The following is a 13,637-nucleotide window of genomic DNA, read 5'->3' as shown; positions in this document are numbered from 1 at the left end:
CGTGCTGAAGGCGACCCTCCGGAGCTTCCTCGCGCACAAGGGACGGCTGCTGCTCTCGGCGCTCGCCGTCGTGCTGTCCGTGGCGTTCGTCGCGGGCAGCCTGATCTTCTCCGACACGGTGACCCGTACCTTCGACCGGCTGTTCGCCTCCACGTCCGCCGATGTGACGGTGGAGCCGAAGCAGGACCTCAAGTCCTCGGTGCCCACCGGCGCGACCGAGACCGTGCCCGCCTCGCTCGCCGACCAGGTGGCGAAGGTGGCCGGGGTCGCCGCGACCCACGCCGACGTCTCCGTCCAGAACATCGTGGTCGTCGACAGCAGAAACAAGTCGGTCGGCCCGACCACGGGCGCCCCCACCATCGCCACCGACTGGTACCTCACCGACCGCAGCCCGGTGAAACTGACCTCGGGCCATGCCCCGCAGGGCGCCGGCGAGGCCCTCCTGGACGCGGACACCGCCGACAACAAGCACGTCAAGATCGGTGACACGCTGGCGGTCCAGGCGCAGCCGGGCACCTTCCACGTCGAGATCGTCGGCATCGCCACCTTCACCACCACCAACCCCGGTGCCGCGCTGGTCTTCCTCGACCCCGCCACCGCGAAGTCCCAGCTGCTCGGCGCGCCCGACCGGGCCACGAGTATCTCGGTGGACGCGGCCAAGGGGGTCGACGACGCCGTACTCAAGCAGCGGGTGACCGCCGCGATCGACTCTTCCGGTACGTACGACATCAAGACCGCCGACGAGCAGGCCAAGTCGGCCGCCGCCGACCTGGGCGGCTTCCTCGACGTCATCAAGTACGTGATGTTGGGCTTCGCCGGCATCGCTGTCCTCGTCGGCGTGTTCCTGATCGTCAACACGTTCTCGATGCTGATCGCCCAACGGACCCGCGAACTGGGCCTGTTGCGCGCCCTCGGCGCCGACCGCAAGCAGGTGCGGCGGTCCGTGCTCACCGAGGCGCTGCTGCTCGGGCTGGTCGGTTCAACTCTCGGGCTGGCGGCCGGAATCGGGCTCGCGGCCGGGCTGATCAAGCTGATGACCGCGTTCGGGATGAACCTCAAGACCACGGAGATGGTGGTCGGTTGGCCAACTCCTGTTGCGGCATACGTGGTTGGCGTCGGCGTCACCTTCGTCGCCGCGTATCTCCCGGCCCGGCGCGCGGCCGGTGTCTCGCCGATGGCGGCCCTCGCGGACGCCGAAGTCGCGGGCGTGGGGCGTCCGTTGAAGGTACGTGCGATCGTGGGTTCGGTCGTCGGGGCGATCGGTGTGGCCGCACTGGCGGGCTGCGCCGCCGCGACGAGCACGGCCTCGTCCTCCTCCTTCCTGGGCCTCGGCATCGTCCTGACCCTCATCGCAACCGTGATCGCTGGGCCGCTGCTGGTCCGCCCGATGATCCGGGTGCTGGGCGGCGCCTTCCCGGCCCTGTTCGGCTCGGTCGGCCGGATGAGCCAGCGCAACGCCCTGCGCAATCCGCGCCGTACGGGCGCCACCGCGGCGGCCCTGATGGTGGGGCTCGCCCTGGTCGGCGGGATGTCGGTGGCGAGCGCCTCCATGTCCAAGTCCTTCGACCAGCAGATCGACAAGACCCTGGGCGCCGACTTCGTGATCCAGAACGGCAACTTCCTGCCGTTCTCCAAGGAGGTCACGGACCATGTGCGCGCCACCCAGGGCGTCGGTCTCGTCGTACGGGCCCGCTTCGCACCCCTCGCGGTCCGGCTGCCGGACGGCAAGCGGGTGGAGACGACGGCCGCCGGTTACGACACCCCGCTCGACGACGTCGCCCACATCAAGTACGCGGCGGGCAACACGAGTTCGGCGCTCGCCGCCGGACACCTCGCGATGGCGGCCGACTTCGCGAAGAAGCACGGCGTACGGCTCGGCAGTGTGCTCCCCGTCGAGTTCCCGGGCGGACACACCACGAAGCTGACGGTGGGCGCCCTGAGCGACCAGGGCTCCTCTGGCGGGTTCGGGACGCAGGGCGGGCTGTTCTTCGGGATCGCGACGGTCGAGAAGTACGTCCCGAACGGCCAGGACTCCTCGCTGTACGTCAACGCCACCTCCGGCACCGGCGCCGACCAGCTCCGCAAGGCGCTGGAGACGACGCTGAAGCCCTATCCGCAGGTGCAGGTACGCGACCAGGCCGACTACAAGAAGCTGGTCCACGACCAGATCGCCGTACTGCTCTACCTCGTGTACGCACTGCTCGGACTGGCGATCGTCATCGCGGTGCTCGGCGTGGTCAACACCCTTGCTCTGTCGGTCGTCGAGCGCACCCGGGAGATCGGCCTGCTGCGCGCGATCGGGCTCGGGCGGCGCCAACTGCGGCGGATGATCCGGCTGGAGTCGGTGGTGATCGCGGTGTTCGGCGCGGTGCTGGGGCTCGGTCTCGGCCTGGTGTGGGGCGTGTGCGCGCAGCAAGTCCTGGCGCTGCAGGGCATGAAGGCGCTCGCGGTTCCGTGGACCACGATCGTCGCGGTGGTGATCGGCTCGGCGGTGGTCGGCATCGTGGCGGCATTGCTGCCCGCGTTGCGCGCATCCCGCATGAACGTGCTGGCGGCCATCGCGCACGAGTGATGGAATCGCGGCGGACAGTCGAGTCACCCGCCACCACGGGATCGCGGCGGTCGTTCTCAAGTCCCCTGCCTCCGAGGAGAGTTCATGCCGCGCCCGTTCCGCTTCGGGGCCAGTCTGCTCACGTCCGCGCCCGCCGACGAGTGGCGCGCCAGATGCCGACGGGCCGAGGAACTCGGCTACGACGTGATCCTCGTCCCCGACCATCTGGAGATGGTCGCGCCGTTCCCGGCGCTGGTCGCGGCGGCGGAGGCCACCGAGCGGCCACGGGTGGGCACGTTCGTGCTGAACGCGGGCTTCTGGAACCCGACTTTGCTGGCCCGTGAAGTGGCGACGACCAACGACCTGACGGGCGGACGCCTTGAACTCGGGCTGGGTACCGGGTACATACAGGCGGAGCACGACACGGCGGGGCTGCCCTTCGGTTCGCCGCGCGAGCGGGTGGACCATCTGCGGTACACGGTCGAGGAGTTGGGGCGGCTGCTGGACGCCGCGGAGTGCCGGGTCCCGCTGCTGCTCGGCGGCAACGGCGACCGCGTGCTGCGCCTGACCGCCCAGCACGCGGACATCGCGGCGTTCGCGGGTGCGAGCCTGGAGCCGGGCAGTACGACGGGCAAGCTGGCACCGGTCGATGCCGCCGAACTCGGCGAACGGGTCGCCCGGTACCGGGAGTTCGCGACCGACCGTACGGAACCCGCCGAACTGAACCTGCTGATCCAACTGGTGGCGATCACGGACGACCCCGCGAGCGCACTCCGGCCACTGCTGGAGCGCCGACCGGACCTGGCCCTGGAACAAGTGCTGGACCTGCCCGTCATGCTGGTCGGCACCCTGGAGCACATCACCGCGAAGCTGCGCACGCTGCGCGACCGGCACGGGTTCTCCTATCTCACCGTGCTGGAGCCGTACCTGGAGGAGTTCGCGCCGGTGGTGGCGGAACTGCGGCGAGATCCACTACTGGGAGGTGACGGCGGCGAGATAAGCGACATCCGACCCGTCGAGTACTAGACCGGCCACTACCTAGCCTGAACCATCAAGCGCGAGGTCGGCATCGCCGGCGCCGCGTGTCAGTTCCCCGCCACAGAAACCGCTCGCCGGACGAGCGAGCGCTGTGCTTGGCTCACGCCCATGAGTGATCTCCACATCCGCTGTGCCACCTTCTCCGACATCGACGCCGTGCTGCAGTTCTGGCGCGAGGCCGCGGAGGGAACGAGCATCAGCGACGACCACGACGGAGTGGCCCGGCTCATCACACGAGATCCCGAAGCCCTGCTCCTCGCGACGCGCGACGATCTGCTCGTCGGATCCGTCATAGCCGGCTTCGACGGATGGCGATGCTCCGCCTACCGACTGGCCGTACACCCCGACAACCGACGGCAAGGCATCGCCACCGCCCTGCTGCAGGCCGCCGAACAGCGATTTCTCACTCTCGGCGGGCGACGCGTCGACGCCATGGTCCTGGAGGCCAACGAACAGGCCCACCGCACATGGGCCGCGGCTGGATACCATCGCGAGGACCACTGGCGGCGCTGGGTCAAGCCCCTGTAGGCACGGACCGGGAAGCTGGTGAGCAGCCAGGATTCGACGGCCGGCGCCGGGTGAAGCACCTCACGAACCATCGCTTTGCCTATCCTTTACTATTGGTGGACGACTCGGAACTTCGAAATCTCCACGAAAGGTGTGAGCGTCCGCCCATGGGCGAGCCTCCCAGTACGCGACATCGCGCGAACCTCCCTGCCCTGTCCGATCATGGGACGGAGGTGACCCGATGACCGAAGTGCTTCTGCTGCTGGTGGCGATCCTGCTCTCGCTCGCCTGTGGTGCCTTCGTCGCGGCCGAGTTCTCCCTGACCACCGTCGAGCGCAGCGAGCTGGAGCGCGCGGTCGAGCGCGGCGAGCGGGGCGCCGCGGGTGCCCTGAAGGCCGTACGGAACCTGACGTTCCAGCTCTCCGGGGCGCAGCTCGGCATCACCGTCACCAATCTGGTCGTCGGCATGCTCTCCGAGCCGTCGATCGCCGCGCTGATCGCGGGCCCGCTGGAATCGCTGGGCATCTCTCACTCCGCGTCGAAGTCCGTCGCGCTGGTGCTGGGTACGGCGCTGTCGACGGTGTTCCTGATGGTCGTCGGCGAGCTGGTCCCGAAGAACTGGGCGATCTCCTCGCCGCTCAGCGTGGCGAAGCGGGTGGGGAACGCGCAGCGCTGGTTCAGCGCCGCGTTCCGCCCGTTCATCAGCCATCTGAACAACACGGCCAACCACGTGGTGCGGGCCTTCGGCCTGGAGCCGGCCGAGGAGCTGGCCTCCGCGCGCGGGCCCCAGGAGCTGGCCGCGCTGGCCCGGCACTCCGCCAAGGCGGGCGCCCTGGAGCCGGACACCGCCGAGCTGTTCGTACGGACCCTGAACCTCGCCGACCTCACCGCGGAGAACGTGATGACGCCCCGCGTCCAGGTCGTCGCCCTCGATGTCCAGGCGACCTGCGAGGACGTGGCCAACGCGACCCGGGCGACCGGGCTGTCCCGGTTCCCGGTCTACCGCGGCAACCTCGACGAGGTCGTCGGCACCGTGCACATCAAGGACGTACTGGCGGTGCCGGCGGACCGGCGGGCCCGCTTCCCCCTCGCCGAGGTCATCCGCGAACCCCTGCTCGTCCCGGAGTCCCTGACCGTGGACCGCCTCCTGGACCGGCTGTCCGGCAAGCGCACGATGGCCGTCGTCATCGACGAGTACGGCGGTACGGCCGGGGTCGCGACCCTGGAGGACATCGTCGAGGAGGTCGTAGGAGAGGTGCGGGACGAGCACGACCCGCACGAGACTCCCGACCTGGCCCGGGCCGGCACGGACGACGAGGGCCGCACGCTGTACTCGGCGGACGGGGCGGCCCGCATGGACCAGCTCGCGCGCGTCGGGCTGCGGGCGCCGGAGGGGCCGTACGAGACGCTGGCCGGTCTGGTGGCCAACGAGCTGGGGCGGATTCCGGAGGTCGGGGACGTCGTCGAGGTCTCCGGGTGGCGGATCGACGTGGTGGACGCGTCCGGGCGCAGGGCCGCGCGGCTGCTGCTGCACGCGCCGCCCGACGAATCCGATTCCGACGCCGATTCCGTGAAGGGGGAGCTGTGACCGCCGTACAACTGCTGATCGGGTTGGCGACGCTCGTCGTCAACGCCTTCTTCGTGGCCGCCGAGTTCGCGCTGATCTCGGTGCGCCGCAGCCAGATCGAGCCGCACGCCGAGGAGGGCGACCGGCGCGCGAAGAGCGTGCTGTGGGGTCTGCAGCACGTGTCGGCGCTGATGGCCGCGGCCCAGCTCGGTATCACGCTGTGCACGCTGGTGCTCGGCATCGTCGCGGAACCGGCGATCGCCCATCTGCTGGAACCGGTGTTCCACGCGGTCGGCGTGCCGGAGAGCGCGGGGCACGCGGTGTCCTTCGTGATCGCGCTGGCCGCGGCGACCTATCTGCACATGCTGCTCGGCGAGATGGTCCCGAAGAACATCGCCCTGGCCGAGCCGGTCCGCAGCGCGCTGGTCCTCGGACCGCCGCTGGTCACCCTCTCGCGGGCGCTGCGCCCGGTGATCTTCACGATCAACGCGTTCGCCAACACGCTGCTCAAGCTGTTGCGGGTCGAGGTCAAGGACGAGGTCACGGCGTCCTTCTCGGACGCCGAACTGGCCCGGATCGTAAGGGACTCCGGCGAGGCGGGCCTCATCGACGAACGGGCCCTGGAGCGGCTGAACGACGCCCTGGAACTGGGCAGCAGGCCCGTGCGGGACGTCGTACTCCCCCTCGAACGCGTCGACTACGTGGTCGCGGGCGTCACACCGGCGGAGCTGGAGGTGCTGTCGGCCGAGTCCGGCTTCTCCCGCTTCCCCGTGGTGGACGCCGAGCGCCGCATCATCGGCTACCTCCACGTGAAGGACGCGCTGGACGCCTCGCCACGCAACGAGCCGTTCAAGGTGGAGGACATGCGGTCCATCGCGAACGTGAAGGAGACCACCCCGCTGGACGACGTCCTCACCGCGATGCGCAGCAGCCGTACCCACCTCGCGGCGGTGCTCGACGAGGAGGGACGGCTGACCGGACTGGTGACGATGGAGGACGTCCTGCGGGAGCTGTTCGGGCAGCGGGCGTAGGCGGGGGCGGGGGCCGTGGCGGCCGGGCAGACGCTGGTGAAGGCCGCACGGGCGCTGACGCAGCCCGAGGCGGGTGCCGGTGAAGGCCGGGCGGGTGCTGACGGAGGCCGGACGGGCGCTGACGCAGCCCCGGGCGGGGTGCCGGTGGCGGCCGGGCGGGCACTGGTGAAGGCCGGGCAGGCGCTGACGTAGGCCGGGGCGGCCAGCAGTGAGGCCAGGCACGTGCCGGCGGAGGCCTGGCAGGCGCTGGTGGATGCCGGGCTGGCGCGGCTGGCGGCTGGTGGAGGCCGACCTACCGGCGGGTAGGGACGCGGGATATCATTTTCGTCGCCATGCAGACGAATCCCACGCACACCAGCCTGGTCGCGATCGGCGACTCCTTCACCGAGGGCATGTCGGACCTGCTCCCGGACGGCACCTACCGGGGCTGGGCCGACCTCCTCGCCGGCCGGATGGCTGCCCGGACGCCCGGCTTCCGGTACGCCAACCTCGCCGTGCGCGGCAAGCTGATCGCGCAGATCGTCGAGGAGCAGGTCGGCCCGGCGGCCGCCATGCAACCCGATGTGATCACGCTGGTCGGCGGCCTGAACGACACCCTGCGCCCCAAGTGCGACATGGGCCGCGTCCGCGCCCTGCTGGAGGAGGCCGTCGAACGGCTCACTCCCGCCTGCAAGCAGCTGGTTCTGATGCGCAGCCCCGGCCGCGAGGGCCCGGTCCAGCAACGCTTCCGGCCGCGCATGGAGGAACTCTTCGCCTGCGTGGACGACCTCGCCGACCGGCACGGCGCCCTGGTCGTCGACCTGTACGGCGCGCCCTCGCTCGCCGACCAGCGCGCCTGGGACGTCGACCGTCTCCACCTCACGGACGATGGCCACCGCCGCGTTGCCGAGGCCGTCTGGCAGACCCTCGGCTACGAGGCGGAGGACCCGGAGTGGCGCACCCCGATGCCGCCGACCCCGCCCCCGAACTGGACCGCCCGCCGCATCGAAGACGCTCGCTTCACCCGCCAGTACCTCCTCCCCTGGATCGGCCGCCGCCTCACCGGCCGCTCCTCGGGGGACGGCCTCTCCCCGAAACGCCCGGACCTGCTCCCCTACGAGGGCCCGGCGGCGTAACTCCCCATGACCACGCGGGTGATCAACGTCAGGGGCAGGATCCACGACTTCGGCCCCCGCCTGGAACTCGCCCCGCAGGAGATCCTCTACGTCGGCCGCCGCTGGACCCTCGGCGGCTGGGACCTCCCCCGCCACCCGCTCTACAACCCCTTCGCCTACGACACCCCCACGCGCCGCCGGGACGGCACGCGCGCGGAGGTGATGGCGAAGTACCGGGCGTATCTGCTGGAGCGACCCGACCTGCTGGCCCTGGTGCCGGCGCTGCGCGGGCGGACGCTGGCCTGCTGGTGTGCGCCGCTGGGGTGTCATGCGGGGGTGCTGGCCGAGCTCACCGACAGCGGGGAGTACGGGCCGTGACGTGGGTCTCGTAGCTTCCGCCGAACCGGACCCTGGCGCTGGCCTGCACGAATCGCCAGTAGAATCTATTTACGTGACTTCTGCGCCCGCCAAGCCCCGCATCCCGAACGTCCTCGCCGGACGCTACGCCTCCACCGAGCTCGCCACGCTCTGGTCGCCCGAGCAGAAGGTGAAGCTGGAGCGTCAGCTCTGGCTCGCCGTGCTGAAGGCCCAGAAGGACCTCGGGATCGAGGTGCCGGACGCGGCGATCGCGGACTACGAGCGTGTGCTCGACCAGGTCGACCTGGCCTCGATCGCCGAGCGCGAGAAGGTCACGCGGCACGACGTGAAGGCGCGGATCGAGGAGTTCAACGACCTCGCCGGGCACGAGCAGGTCCACAAGGGCATGACGTCCCGCGACCTGACGGAGAACGTCGAGCAGTTGCAGATCCGGCTCTCGCTGGAGCTGATGCGCGACCGTACGGTGGCCGTTCTGGCGCGGCTCGGCAAGCTGGCCGGTGAGTACGGCGAGCTGGTCATGGCCGGCCGCTCGCACAATGTGGCCGCGCAGGCCACCACCCTCGGCAAGCGCTTCGCGACGTCCGCGGACGAGCTGCTCGTCGCGTACGCCCGGGTCGAGGAGCTGCTCGGCCGCTACCCGCTGCGCGGCATCAAGGGCCCGGTGGGCACGGCACAGGACATGCTGGACCTGCTCGGCGGCGACGCGGCGAAGCTCGCGGAGCTGGAGCAGCGGATCGCCTCCCACCTGGGCTTCTCGCAGGCGTTCACGTCGGTCGGCCAGGTCTACCCGCGGTCGCTGGACTACGAGGTCGTGACCGCGCTGGTGCAGGTCGCGGCGGCGCCCTCGTCGCTGGCCAAGACGATCCGGTTGATGGCCGGGCACGAGCTGGTCACCGAGGGCTTCAAGCCGGGCCAGGTCGGTTCCTCGGCGATGCCGCACAAGATGAACACCCGTTCCTGCGAGCGCGTCAACGGCCTCATGGTCATCCTGCGCGGCTACGCCTCGATGACGGGCGAGCTGGCGGGCGACCAGTGGAACGAGGGCGATGTCTCCTGCTCGGTGGTGCGCCGGGTGGCCCTCCCCGACGCGTTCTTCGCGCTCGACGGGTTGCTGGAGACCTTCCTGACCGTGCTCGACGAGTTCGGGGCGTTCCCGGCGGTCGTCGCGCGCGAGCTGGACCGCTATCTGCCGTTCCTCGCGACGACCAAGGTGCTGATGGCCGCGGTCCGCGCGGGCGTCGGCCGTGAGGTCGCGCACGAGGCCATCAAGGAGAACGCCGTGGCCTCGGCGCTGGCGATGCGTGAGCAGGGTGCCGAACGCAACGAGCTGCTGGACAAGCTCGCCGCCGACGAGCGCATCCCGCTGGACCGCGCCCAGTTGGACGCCCTGATGGCCGACAAGCTGTCCTTCACGGGCGCCGCGGCCGACCAGGTCGCCGTGGTCGTCGCCCGTGTCGAGGAGCTCGCGAAGCAGCACCCGGAGGCCGCGGGTTACACCCCGGGGGCGATCCTCTGACGCGCTTCACCCAGGCGGAGCTGGAGGCCGCTCGCGACCGTCTCGTACCGGACGTCGTCGCGGACGGCCTCGCCGTGCTGTTCTGCGGGATTAACCCCGGGCTGATGACGGCGGCCACGGGCCATCACTTCGCCCGTCCCGGCAACCGCTTCTGGCCGGTGCTGCAGCTGTCCGGCTTTACACCGAGGCTCATGAAGCCTGCGGAGCAGGGCGAGTTGCTGTCGTACGGGCTCGGCATCACGAACGTGGTGGCGCGGGCGACGGCTCGGGCCGACGAGCTGAGTGCGGACGAGTACCGCGAGGGCGGGCAACTGCTCGCGTCGAAGCTGACGGGGTGGAAGCCGCGGTGGCTGGCCGTGCTCGGGGTGACCGCGTACCGGGCCGCGTTCGACGACCGGAAGGCCCAAGTGGGGCCGCAGGAGCGGACGTTCGGGGACACGCGGGTGTGGGTGCTGCCCAATCCGAGCGGGCTGAACGCGCACTGGACGGCGGCGACGATGGCTGAGGAGTTCGGGCGGTTGAGGGACGCCGCGCGGGACTAGCGGGTCACGGCGGGTCTATCTCCGTGACCGTGGCCAGGAGTTGGATCTCGTCCTGGTCGTCCCGGTCGGCGACGCCGAGTGCGATCCAGCGGCCGGTGTCCACCTCCTGCCACACGTTCAGCGCGTCGGTGCGGAGGGCGAGGGTGGCCCAGGGCTCCGGTATCTCCTCGCCCCGCTCCATGCTCACCCTCACCGTGAGCTGGCCCCACGGGAGTTGTTCGCCCAGGCGGTCGTCCAGTCGTTCGGCTATCCCCTGCCGGTACGCATGGAAGTCGTCCGCCGTCAGCTCCTGGTCCGTCTCTAACTCCACCATGAAATAGCCGGGCCCGGCCGTGCAGCGAGCCGACCGGCTCCGCTCCGCAGGGAACTCCTGGGCGCAGAGCCGGTCGATCGTGGCGAGGTGCTTCGCGATGTCCATGTGATCCAGTAAAGCGGTTGCCACTGACAATTGGCGGGGCGTCAGGGGCTGCCGGGGGTTGAACGTTCCGGCACTTCCGGTGTCAGGCGTCTCGGCGTCGCACGCTCCACGCCCCCGCCGCCAACGCCGCCGCGGCCCACAATGCCGTCACCCCGAGTCCGGTCCACGGTCCCATCGCCCCGCCCCAGGTCTCGTGGAACGCCACCTGACCGGCCCGTTCGGGCAGGAGGTCCGCGACGCCGCTCGACGCGTCGCCGATCACGAAGGACACGATCAGCAGGAACGGCACGAGGATGCTCAGCGTCGCCACTCCACTGCGCAGCACCGCCGTGAGACCGGCCGCGAGCAGTGCCATCAGCGTGAGATAGACGGCACAGCCGACCACGCCGCGCACCTGTTCCGCCCAGTCGAGTCCGTCGAACTTGGTACCCAGCACCGCCTTGCCGACCGCCAGCGTCACCACTCCGGTGACCAGACCGACGGCGAACACGGGGACGGCCACGGCCGCCGCTTTGGCCGCGAACCAGCGCCCCCGGTGCGGCACCGCGGCCAGCGTCAGCCGTAGCGCTCCGCCCTGGAACTCGGAGGACACGGCGGTCGTGCCGAGGGCGATCGCCGCGATCTGGCCGAAGGTCACGCCGAAGAAGACCGAGAACAGCGGGTCGAAGTCGTCACCGCCGGTGTCGGACGAGGCGAGCGCCGAGAAGAGTGCCGTCACCACGGGGATCATGGCGAGCGCCGCGACCTGTGACCGCAGGGTACGGATCTTGATCCACTCGGAGTGGAACACAGGCGTGGATGTCATGCTCAGGCCTCCTGGTGCTGTGCGCTGAACTCGGCCTCGGTGGCCGTCAGATCGAGATAGGCCTGCTCCAACGTGCCCTCGGCGGCGGCCAGTTCGAGGATCGGTACGCCCGCGGCGGACAACAGGGCGCCGATCTCGTCCACGCGCGCGTGCGCCACGGTCCAGTGCCCGTCCTCCTGCTCCACGGCGTCGAGACCGTGCCCGGCGAGTGTGCTCTTGAGGGCGCCGGAGTCCGTCGTACGGATGCGGACGTGGGGTTGCACGCGCGCGTCGATGAAGTCCCGCATCGGGGTGTCGGCCAGGAGCCGTCCGCGACCGAGGACCACGAGGTGGTCGGCGAAGGAGGCGGTCTCGTTCATCAGGTGGCTGGAGACCAGGACCGTGCGTCCCTCCGCCGCCAGCCGGCGCAGCAACTCCCGGATCCAGACGATGCCTTCGGGGTCGAGGCCGTTGGACGGCTCGTCCAGCAGGACCACCTCGGGGTCACCCAACAGGGCACCGGCGATGCCCAGCCGTTGCCGCATGCCCAGGGAGTATGTCTTCACCCGGCGCCGCGCGACCGACGCGAGCCCCGTCTCCTCCAGCACCGCGTCGACCCGGGCGACCGGGATGCGGTTGCTCGCCGCCAGGGCGCGCAGATGGTCGCGTCCGGTACGGGAGCCGTGCGCGGCCTGTGCGTCGAGCAGGGCGCCCACGTGGCGCAGGGGCTCGGTGAGCGCGGCGTAGGCGCGGCCTCCGATGGTGGCGGTTCCGGAGGTGGGCCGGTCGAGGCCGAGGACGAGGCGCATGGTGGTGGACTTTCCGGCCCCGTTGGGGCCGAGGAAGCCGGTGACCTTGCCGGGGCGGACGTCGAAGGTGACGTGGTCCACGGCTCGCCGAGTGCCGTACTCCTTGGTGAGGTCTCGTACGTCGATGCTGGTCATGGCCAACAGCCTTACCGTTCAAGGGGGTTGGGGCCTCCCCCAACCGTGGAGATCGTCTCCCCCGCCCGGGGGAGGCCGATTGTCAGTGCCGGCTGTCACGATGTCGGAATGGCCCGCTTCCTGCGCCCGCTGCTCTGGGGGACGACGTACACGCGTCTGCTGCACCTTTGGGTGCCGATGCTCATCGTGAGTGTCTGGCTGTTCATCGACATGTCGACCCCCTATGTGCCCGCGCTCATGCTCCTCCCGGTCGGCCTGATCCCGGCCGTGCGCATGGGTGAGGGGGTGCAGGCACGGCTGCTGCTGACGCCGGACAAGCAGGACTCGGGCATCTCCGTGGCGTCGGCGGCGACCTGGCGGGACCGGGGCCGGACCGTGTTGTGGCTGGAGACACGGATGGCGCTGAGCGTGCTGACTTGGTTCAGCACCGTCTGGGGGCCAATCCTGACCGTCACGCTCGTCGGGTTGGCGATCGGCAAGGTGCCGGACGAAGTCCCCGTGTTGAGCAACGCTCAACCGCACTGGGGATACGCCGTCCTGGCACCGCTTCCCCTGATCGCGACGTACGCCGCCGTCGTCGGCCTCGGCGAGCTGGCCACGCTACTGGCCCGGAAGCTGCTCGGCCCCTCGCGCGCGGAGCAACTCGCCGCCCTGGAGGAGCGCACCGAGCAGTTGCTGGAACGCACGCGTATCGCGCGGGAGTTGCACGACTCCATCGGTCACGCGCTGACGGTGGCGGTGGTGCAGGCCGGTGCCGCCCGGGCGGCGGGTGATCCGGAGTTCACCGAGCGGGCGCTGAGTGCCATCGAGGAGACCGGCCGGGCCGCGCTGGAGGACCTGGAGCGGGTGCTGGGCGTGTTGCGGGAGGCGGAGCGGCCGGTAAGCAGTCGGCCGACGCTCGTGGACGCCGACCGGCTGCTGGAGTCGGCGCGGGCCTCCGGCGCCAAGGTGGACGCCGAGGTGACCGGGCCACTGGAGACGGTGCCGGGGCCGGTCTCCCGGGAGGGGTACCGAATTCTGCAGGAGGCGCTGACCAATGTGCTGCGGCACGCGGGTGCCGTCCCCGTGCGGGTCCGTATCGGTGTCGCCGACGGCACCCTCGATCTGGAGGTCCGCAATCCGCTGACGGCGGCGATATCCGGACCGGGCCGGGGCAGTGGCCTGCGGGGCATACGTGAGCGTGCCGCGCTGCTCGGGGGCCGGGCATACACCGGGCCCGACGAAGGTGACTGGCAGGTGCACGCGGAGCTGCCGCTGCGCTGATCTA

Annotated in this window: 14 protein-coding genes; 11 read left to right on the top strand and 3 right to left on the bottom strand. The window is 70.6% G+C overall.

Annotated elements, in window-relative coordinates; all coding sequences use genetic code 11:
• Nucleotide 1 precedes the first annotated feature (1 nt).
• The 10 genes from AB0I69_RS00125 (at nt 2) to mug (ending at nt 10,224) form a co-directional block, all read left to right on the top strand.
• A complete protein-coding gene (locus AB0I69_RS00125) occupies nt 2-2,572 on the top strand; it encodes an ABC transporter permease (protein ID WP_363093160.1) in 2,571 nt (856 codons plus the stop codon).
• Between the two features lie 84 nt (nt 2,573-2,656).
• Nucleotides 2,657-3,577, top strand: a complete 921-nt coding sequence (locus tag AB0I69_RS00120) for an LLM class F420-dependent oxidoreductase (protein WP_363093159.1) — start codon at nt 2,657-2,659, stop codon at nt 3,575-3,577.
• A gap of 120 nt (nt 3,578-3,697) precedes the next feature.
• Complete coding sequence (locus AB0I69_RS00115) at nt 3,698-4,117, top strand: GNAT family N-acetyltransferase (protein WP_363093158.1); 420 nt, start codon at nt 3,698-3,700, stop codon at nt 4,115-4,117.
• 220 nt (nt 4,118-4,337) lie between these two features.
• Entirely contained in the window at nt 4,338-5,684 is a 1,347-nt protein-coding gene (locus tag AB0I69_RS00110) for a hemolysin family protein (protein ID WP_363093157.1), read from the top strand.
• Nucleotides 5,681-6,694 carry a hemolysin family protein gene (locus AB0I69_RS00105; RefSeq protein ID WP_363093156.1) on the top strand — a complete coding sequence of 338 codons (1,014 nt, stop codon included), beginning with the start codon at nt 5,681-5,683 and terminating at the stop codon, nt 6,692-6,694. Before AB0I69_RS00110 ends, AB0I69_RS00105 begins: the two co-directional genes overlap by 4 nt.
• Nucleotides 6,695-6,709: 15 nt before the next feature.
• The gene (locus AB0I69_RS00100; protein ID WP_363093155.1) at nt 6,710-6,886 is read left to right on the top strand and encodes a hypothetical protein; all 177 of its coding nucleotides are present in this window, start codon (nt 6,710-6,712) and stop codon (nt 6,884-6,886) included.
• Between the two features lie 140 nt (nt 6,887-7,026).
• Nucleotides 7,027-7,809, top strand: a complete 783-nt coding sequence (locus tag AB0I69_RS00095) for an SGNH/GDSL hydrolase family protein (RefSeq protein WP_363093154.1) — start codon at nt 7,027-7,029, stop codon at nt 7,807-7,809.
• Nucleotides 7,810-7,815: 6 nt separating this feature from the next.
• Entirely contained in the window at nt 7,816-8,166 is a 351-nt protein-coding gene (locus AB0I69_RS00090) for a DUF4326 domain-containing protein (protein WP_363093153.1), read from the top strand.
• A 73-nt stretch (nt 8,167-8,239) separates the two neighbouring features.
• Nucleotides 8,240-9,682 carry an adenylosuccinate lyase gene (gene purB / locus AB0I69_RS00085; RefSeq protein WP_363093152.1) on the top strand — a complete coding sequence of 481 codons (1,443 nt, stop codon included), beginning with the start codon at nt 8,240-8,242 and terminating at the stop codon, nt 9,680-9,682.
• Nucleotides 9,679-10,224, top strand: a complete 546-nt coding sequence (gene mug / locus AB0I69_RS00080) for a G/U mismatch-specific DNA glycosylase (RefSeq protein ID WP_363094136.1) — start codon at nt 9,679-9,681, stop codon at nt 10,222-10,224. Before purB ends, mug begins: the two co-directional genes overlap by 4 nt.
• A gap of 4 nt (nt 10,225-10,228) precedes the next feature.
• On the opposite strand, the gene AB0I69_RS00075 is transcribed toward mug, so the two are convergent.
• The 3 genes from AB0I69_RS00075 to AB0I69_RS00065 all read right to left on the bottom strand — a co-directional run bounded on the left by AB0I69_RS00075 (nt 10,229) and on the right by AB0I69_RS00065 (nt 12,370).
• Entirely contained in the window at nt 10,229-10,642 is a 414-nt protein-coding gene (locus AB0I69_RS00075) for a hypothetical protein (RefSeq protein ID WP_363093151.1), read from the bottom strand.
• Between the two features lie 82 nt (nt 10,643-10,724).
• Entirely contained in the window at nt 10,725-11,447 is a 723-nt protein-coding gene (locus AB0I69_RS00070; RefSeq protein WP_363093150.1) for an ABC transporter permease, read from the bottom strand.
• A gap of 2 nt (nt 11,448-11,449) precedes the next feature.
• Nucleotides 11,450-12,370 carry an ABC transporter ATP-binding protein gene (locus AB0I69_RS00065; RefSeq protein WP_363093149.1) on the bottom strand — a complete coding sequence of 307 codons (921 nt, stop codon included), beginning with the start codon at nt 12,368-12,370 and terminating at the stop codon, nt 11,450-11,452.
• A 108-nt stretch (nt 12,371-12,478) separates the two neighbouring features.
• On the opposite strand from AB0I69_RS00065, the gene AB0I69_RS00060 reads away from it, so the two are divergent.
• Nucleotides 12,479-13,633 carry a histidine kinase gene (locus tag AB0I69_RS00060; protein ID WP_363093148.1) on the top strand — a complete coding sequence of 385 codons (1,155 nt, stop codon included), beginning with the start codon at nt 12,479-12,481 and terminating at the stop codon, nt 13,631-13,633.
• Nucleotides 13,634-13,637: the final 4 nt, after the last annotated feature.

Origin of the sequence: Streptomyces sp. NPDC050508 (genome assembly GCF_040655155.1) — a bacterium.
Classification (GTDB): Bacteria; Actinomycetota; Actinomycetes; order Streptomycetales; family Streptomycetaceae; genus Streptomyces.
This window is presented reverse-complemented; position numbering and strand designations above follow the sequence as displayed.

Coding starts and splice junctions, on each gene's coding strand:
- AB0I69_RS00120 (WP_363093159.1), top strand. CDS start 2,657: ATGCCGCGCCCGTTCCGCTTCGGGGCCAGTCTGCTCACGTCCGCGCCC.
- AB0I69_RS00115 (WP_363093158.1), top strand. CDS start 3,698: ATGAGTGATCTCCACATCCGCTGTGCCACCTTCTCCGACATCGACGCC.
- AB0I69_RS00110 (WP_363093157.1), top strand. CDS start 4,338: ATGACCGAAGTGCTTCTGCTGCTGGTGGCGATCCTGCTCTCGCTCGCC.
- AB0I69_RS00095 (WP_363093154.1), top strand. CDS start 7,027: ATGCAGACGAATCCCACGCACACCAGCCTGGTCGCGATCGGCGACTCC.
- AB0I69_RS00090 (WP_363093153.1), top strand. CDS start 7,816: ATGACCACGCGGGTGATCAACGTCAGGGGCAGGATCCACGACTTCGGC.
- AB0I69_RS00075 (WP_363093151.1), bottom strand. CDS start 10,642: ATGGACATCGCGAAGCACCTCGCCACGATCGACCGGCTCTGCGCCCAG.
- AB0I69_RS00070 (WP_363093150.1), bottom strand. CDS start 11,447: ATGACATCCACGCCTGTGTTCCACTCCGAGTGGATCAAGATCCGTACC.
- AB0I69_RS00065 (WP_363093149.1), bottom strand. CDS start 12,370: ATGACCAGCATCGACGTACGAGACCTCACCAAGGAGTACGGCACTCGG.
- AB0I69_RS00060 (WP_363093148.1), top strand. CDS start 12,479: ATGGCCCGCTTCCTGCGCCCGCTGCTCTGGGGGACGACGTACACGCGT.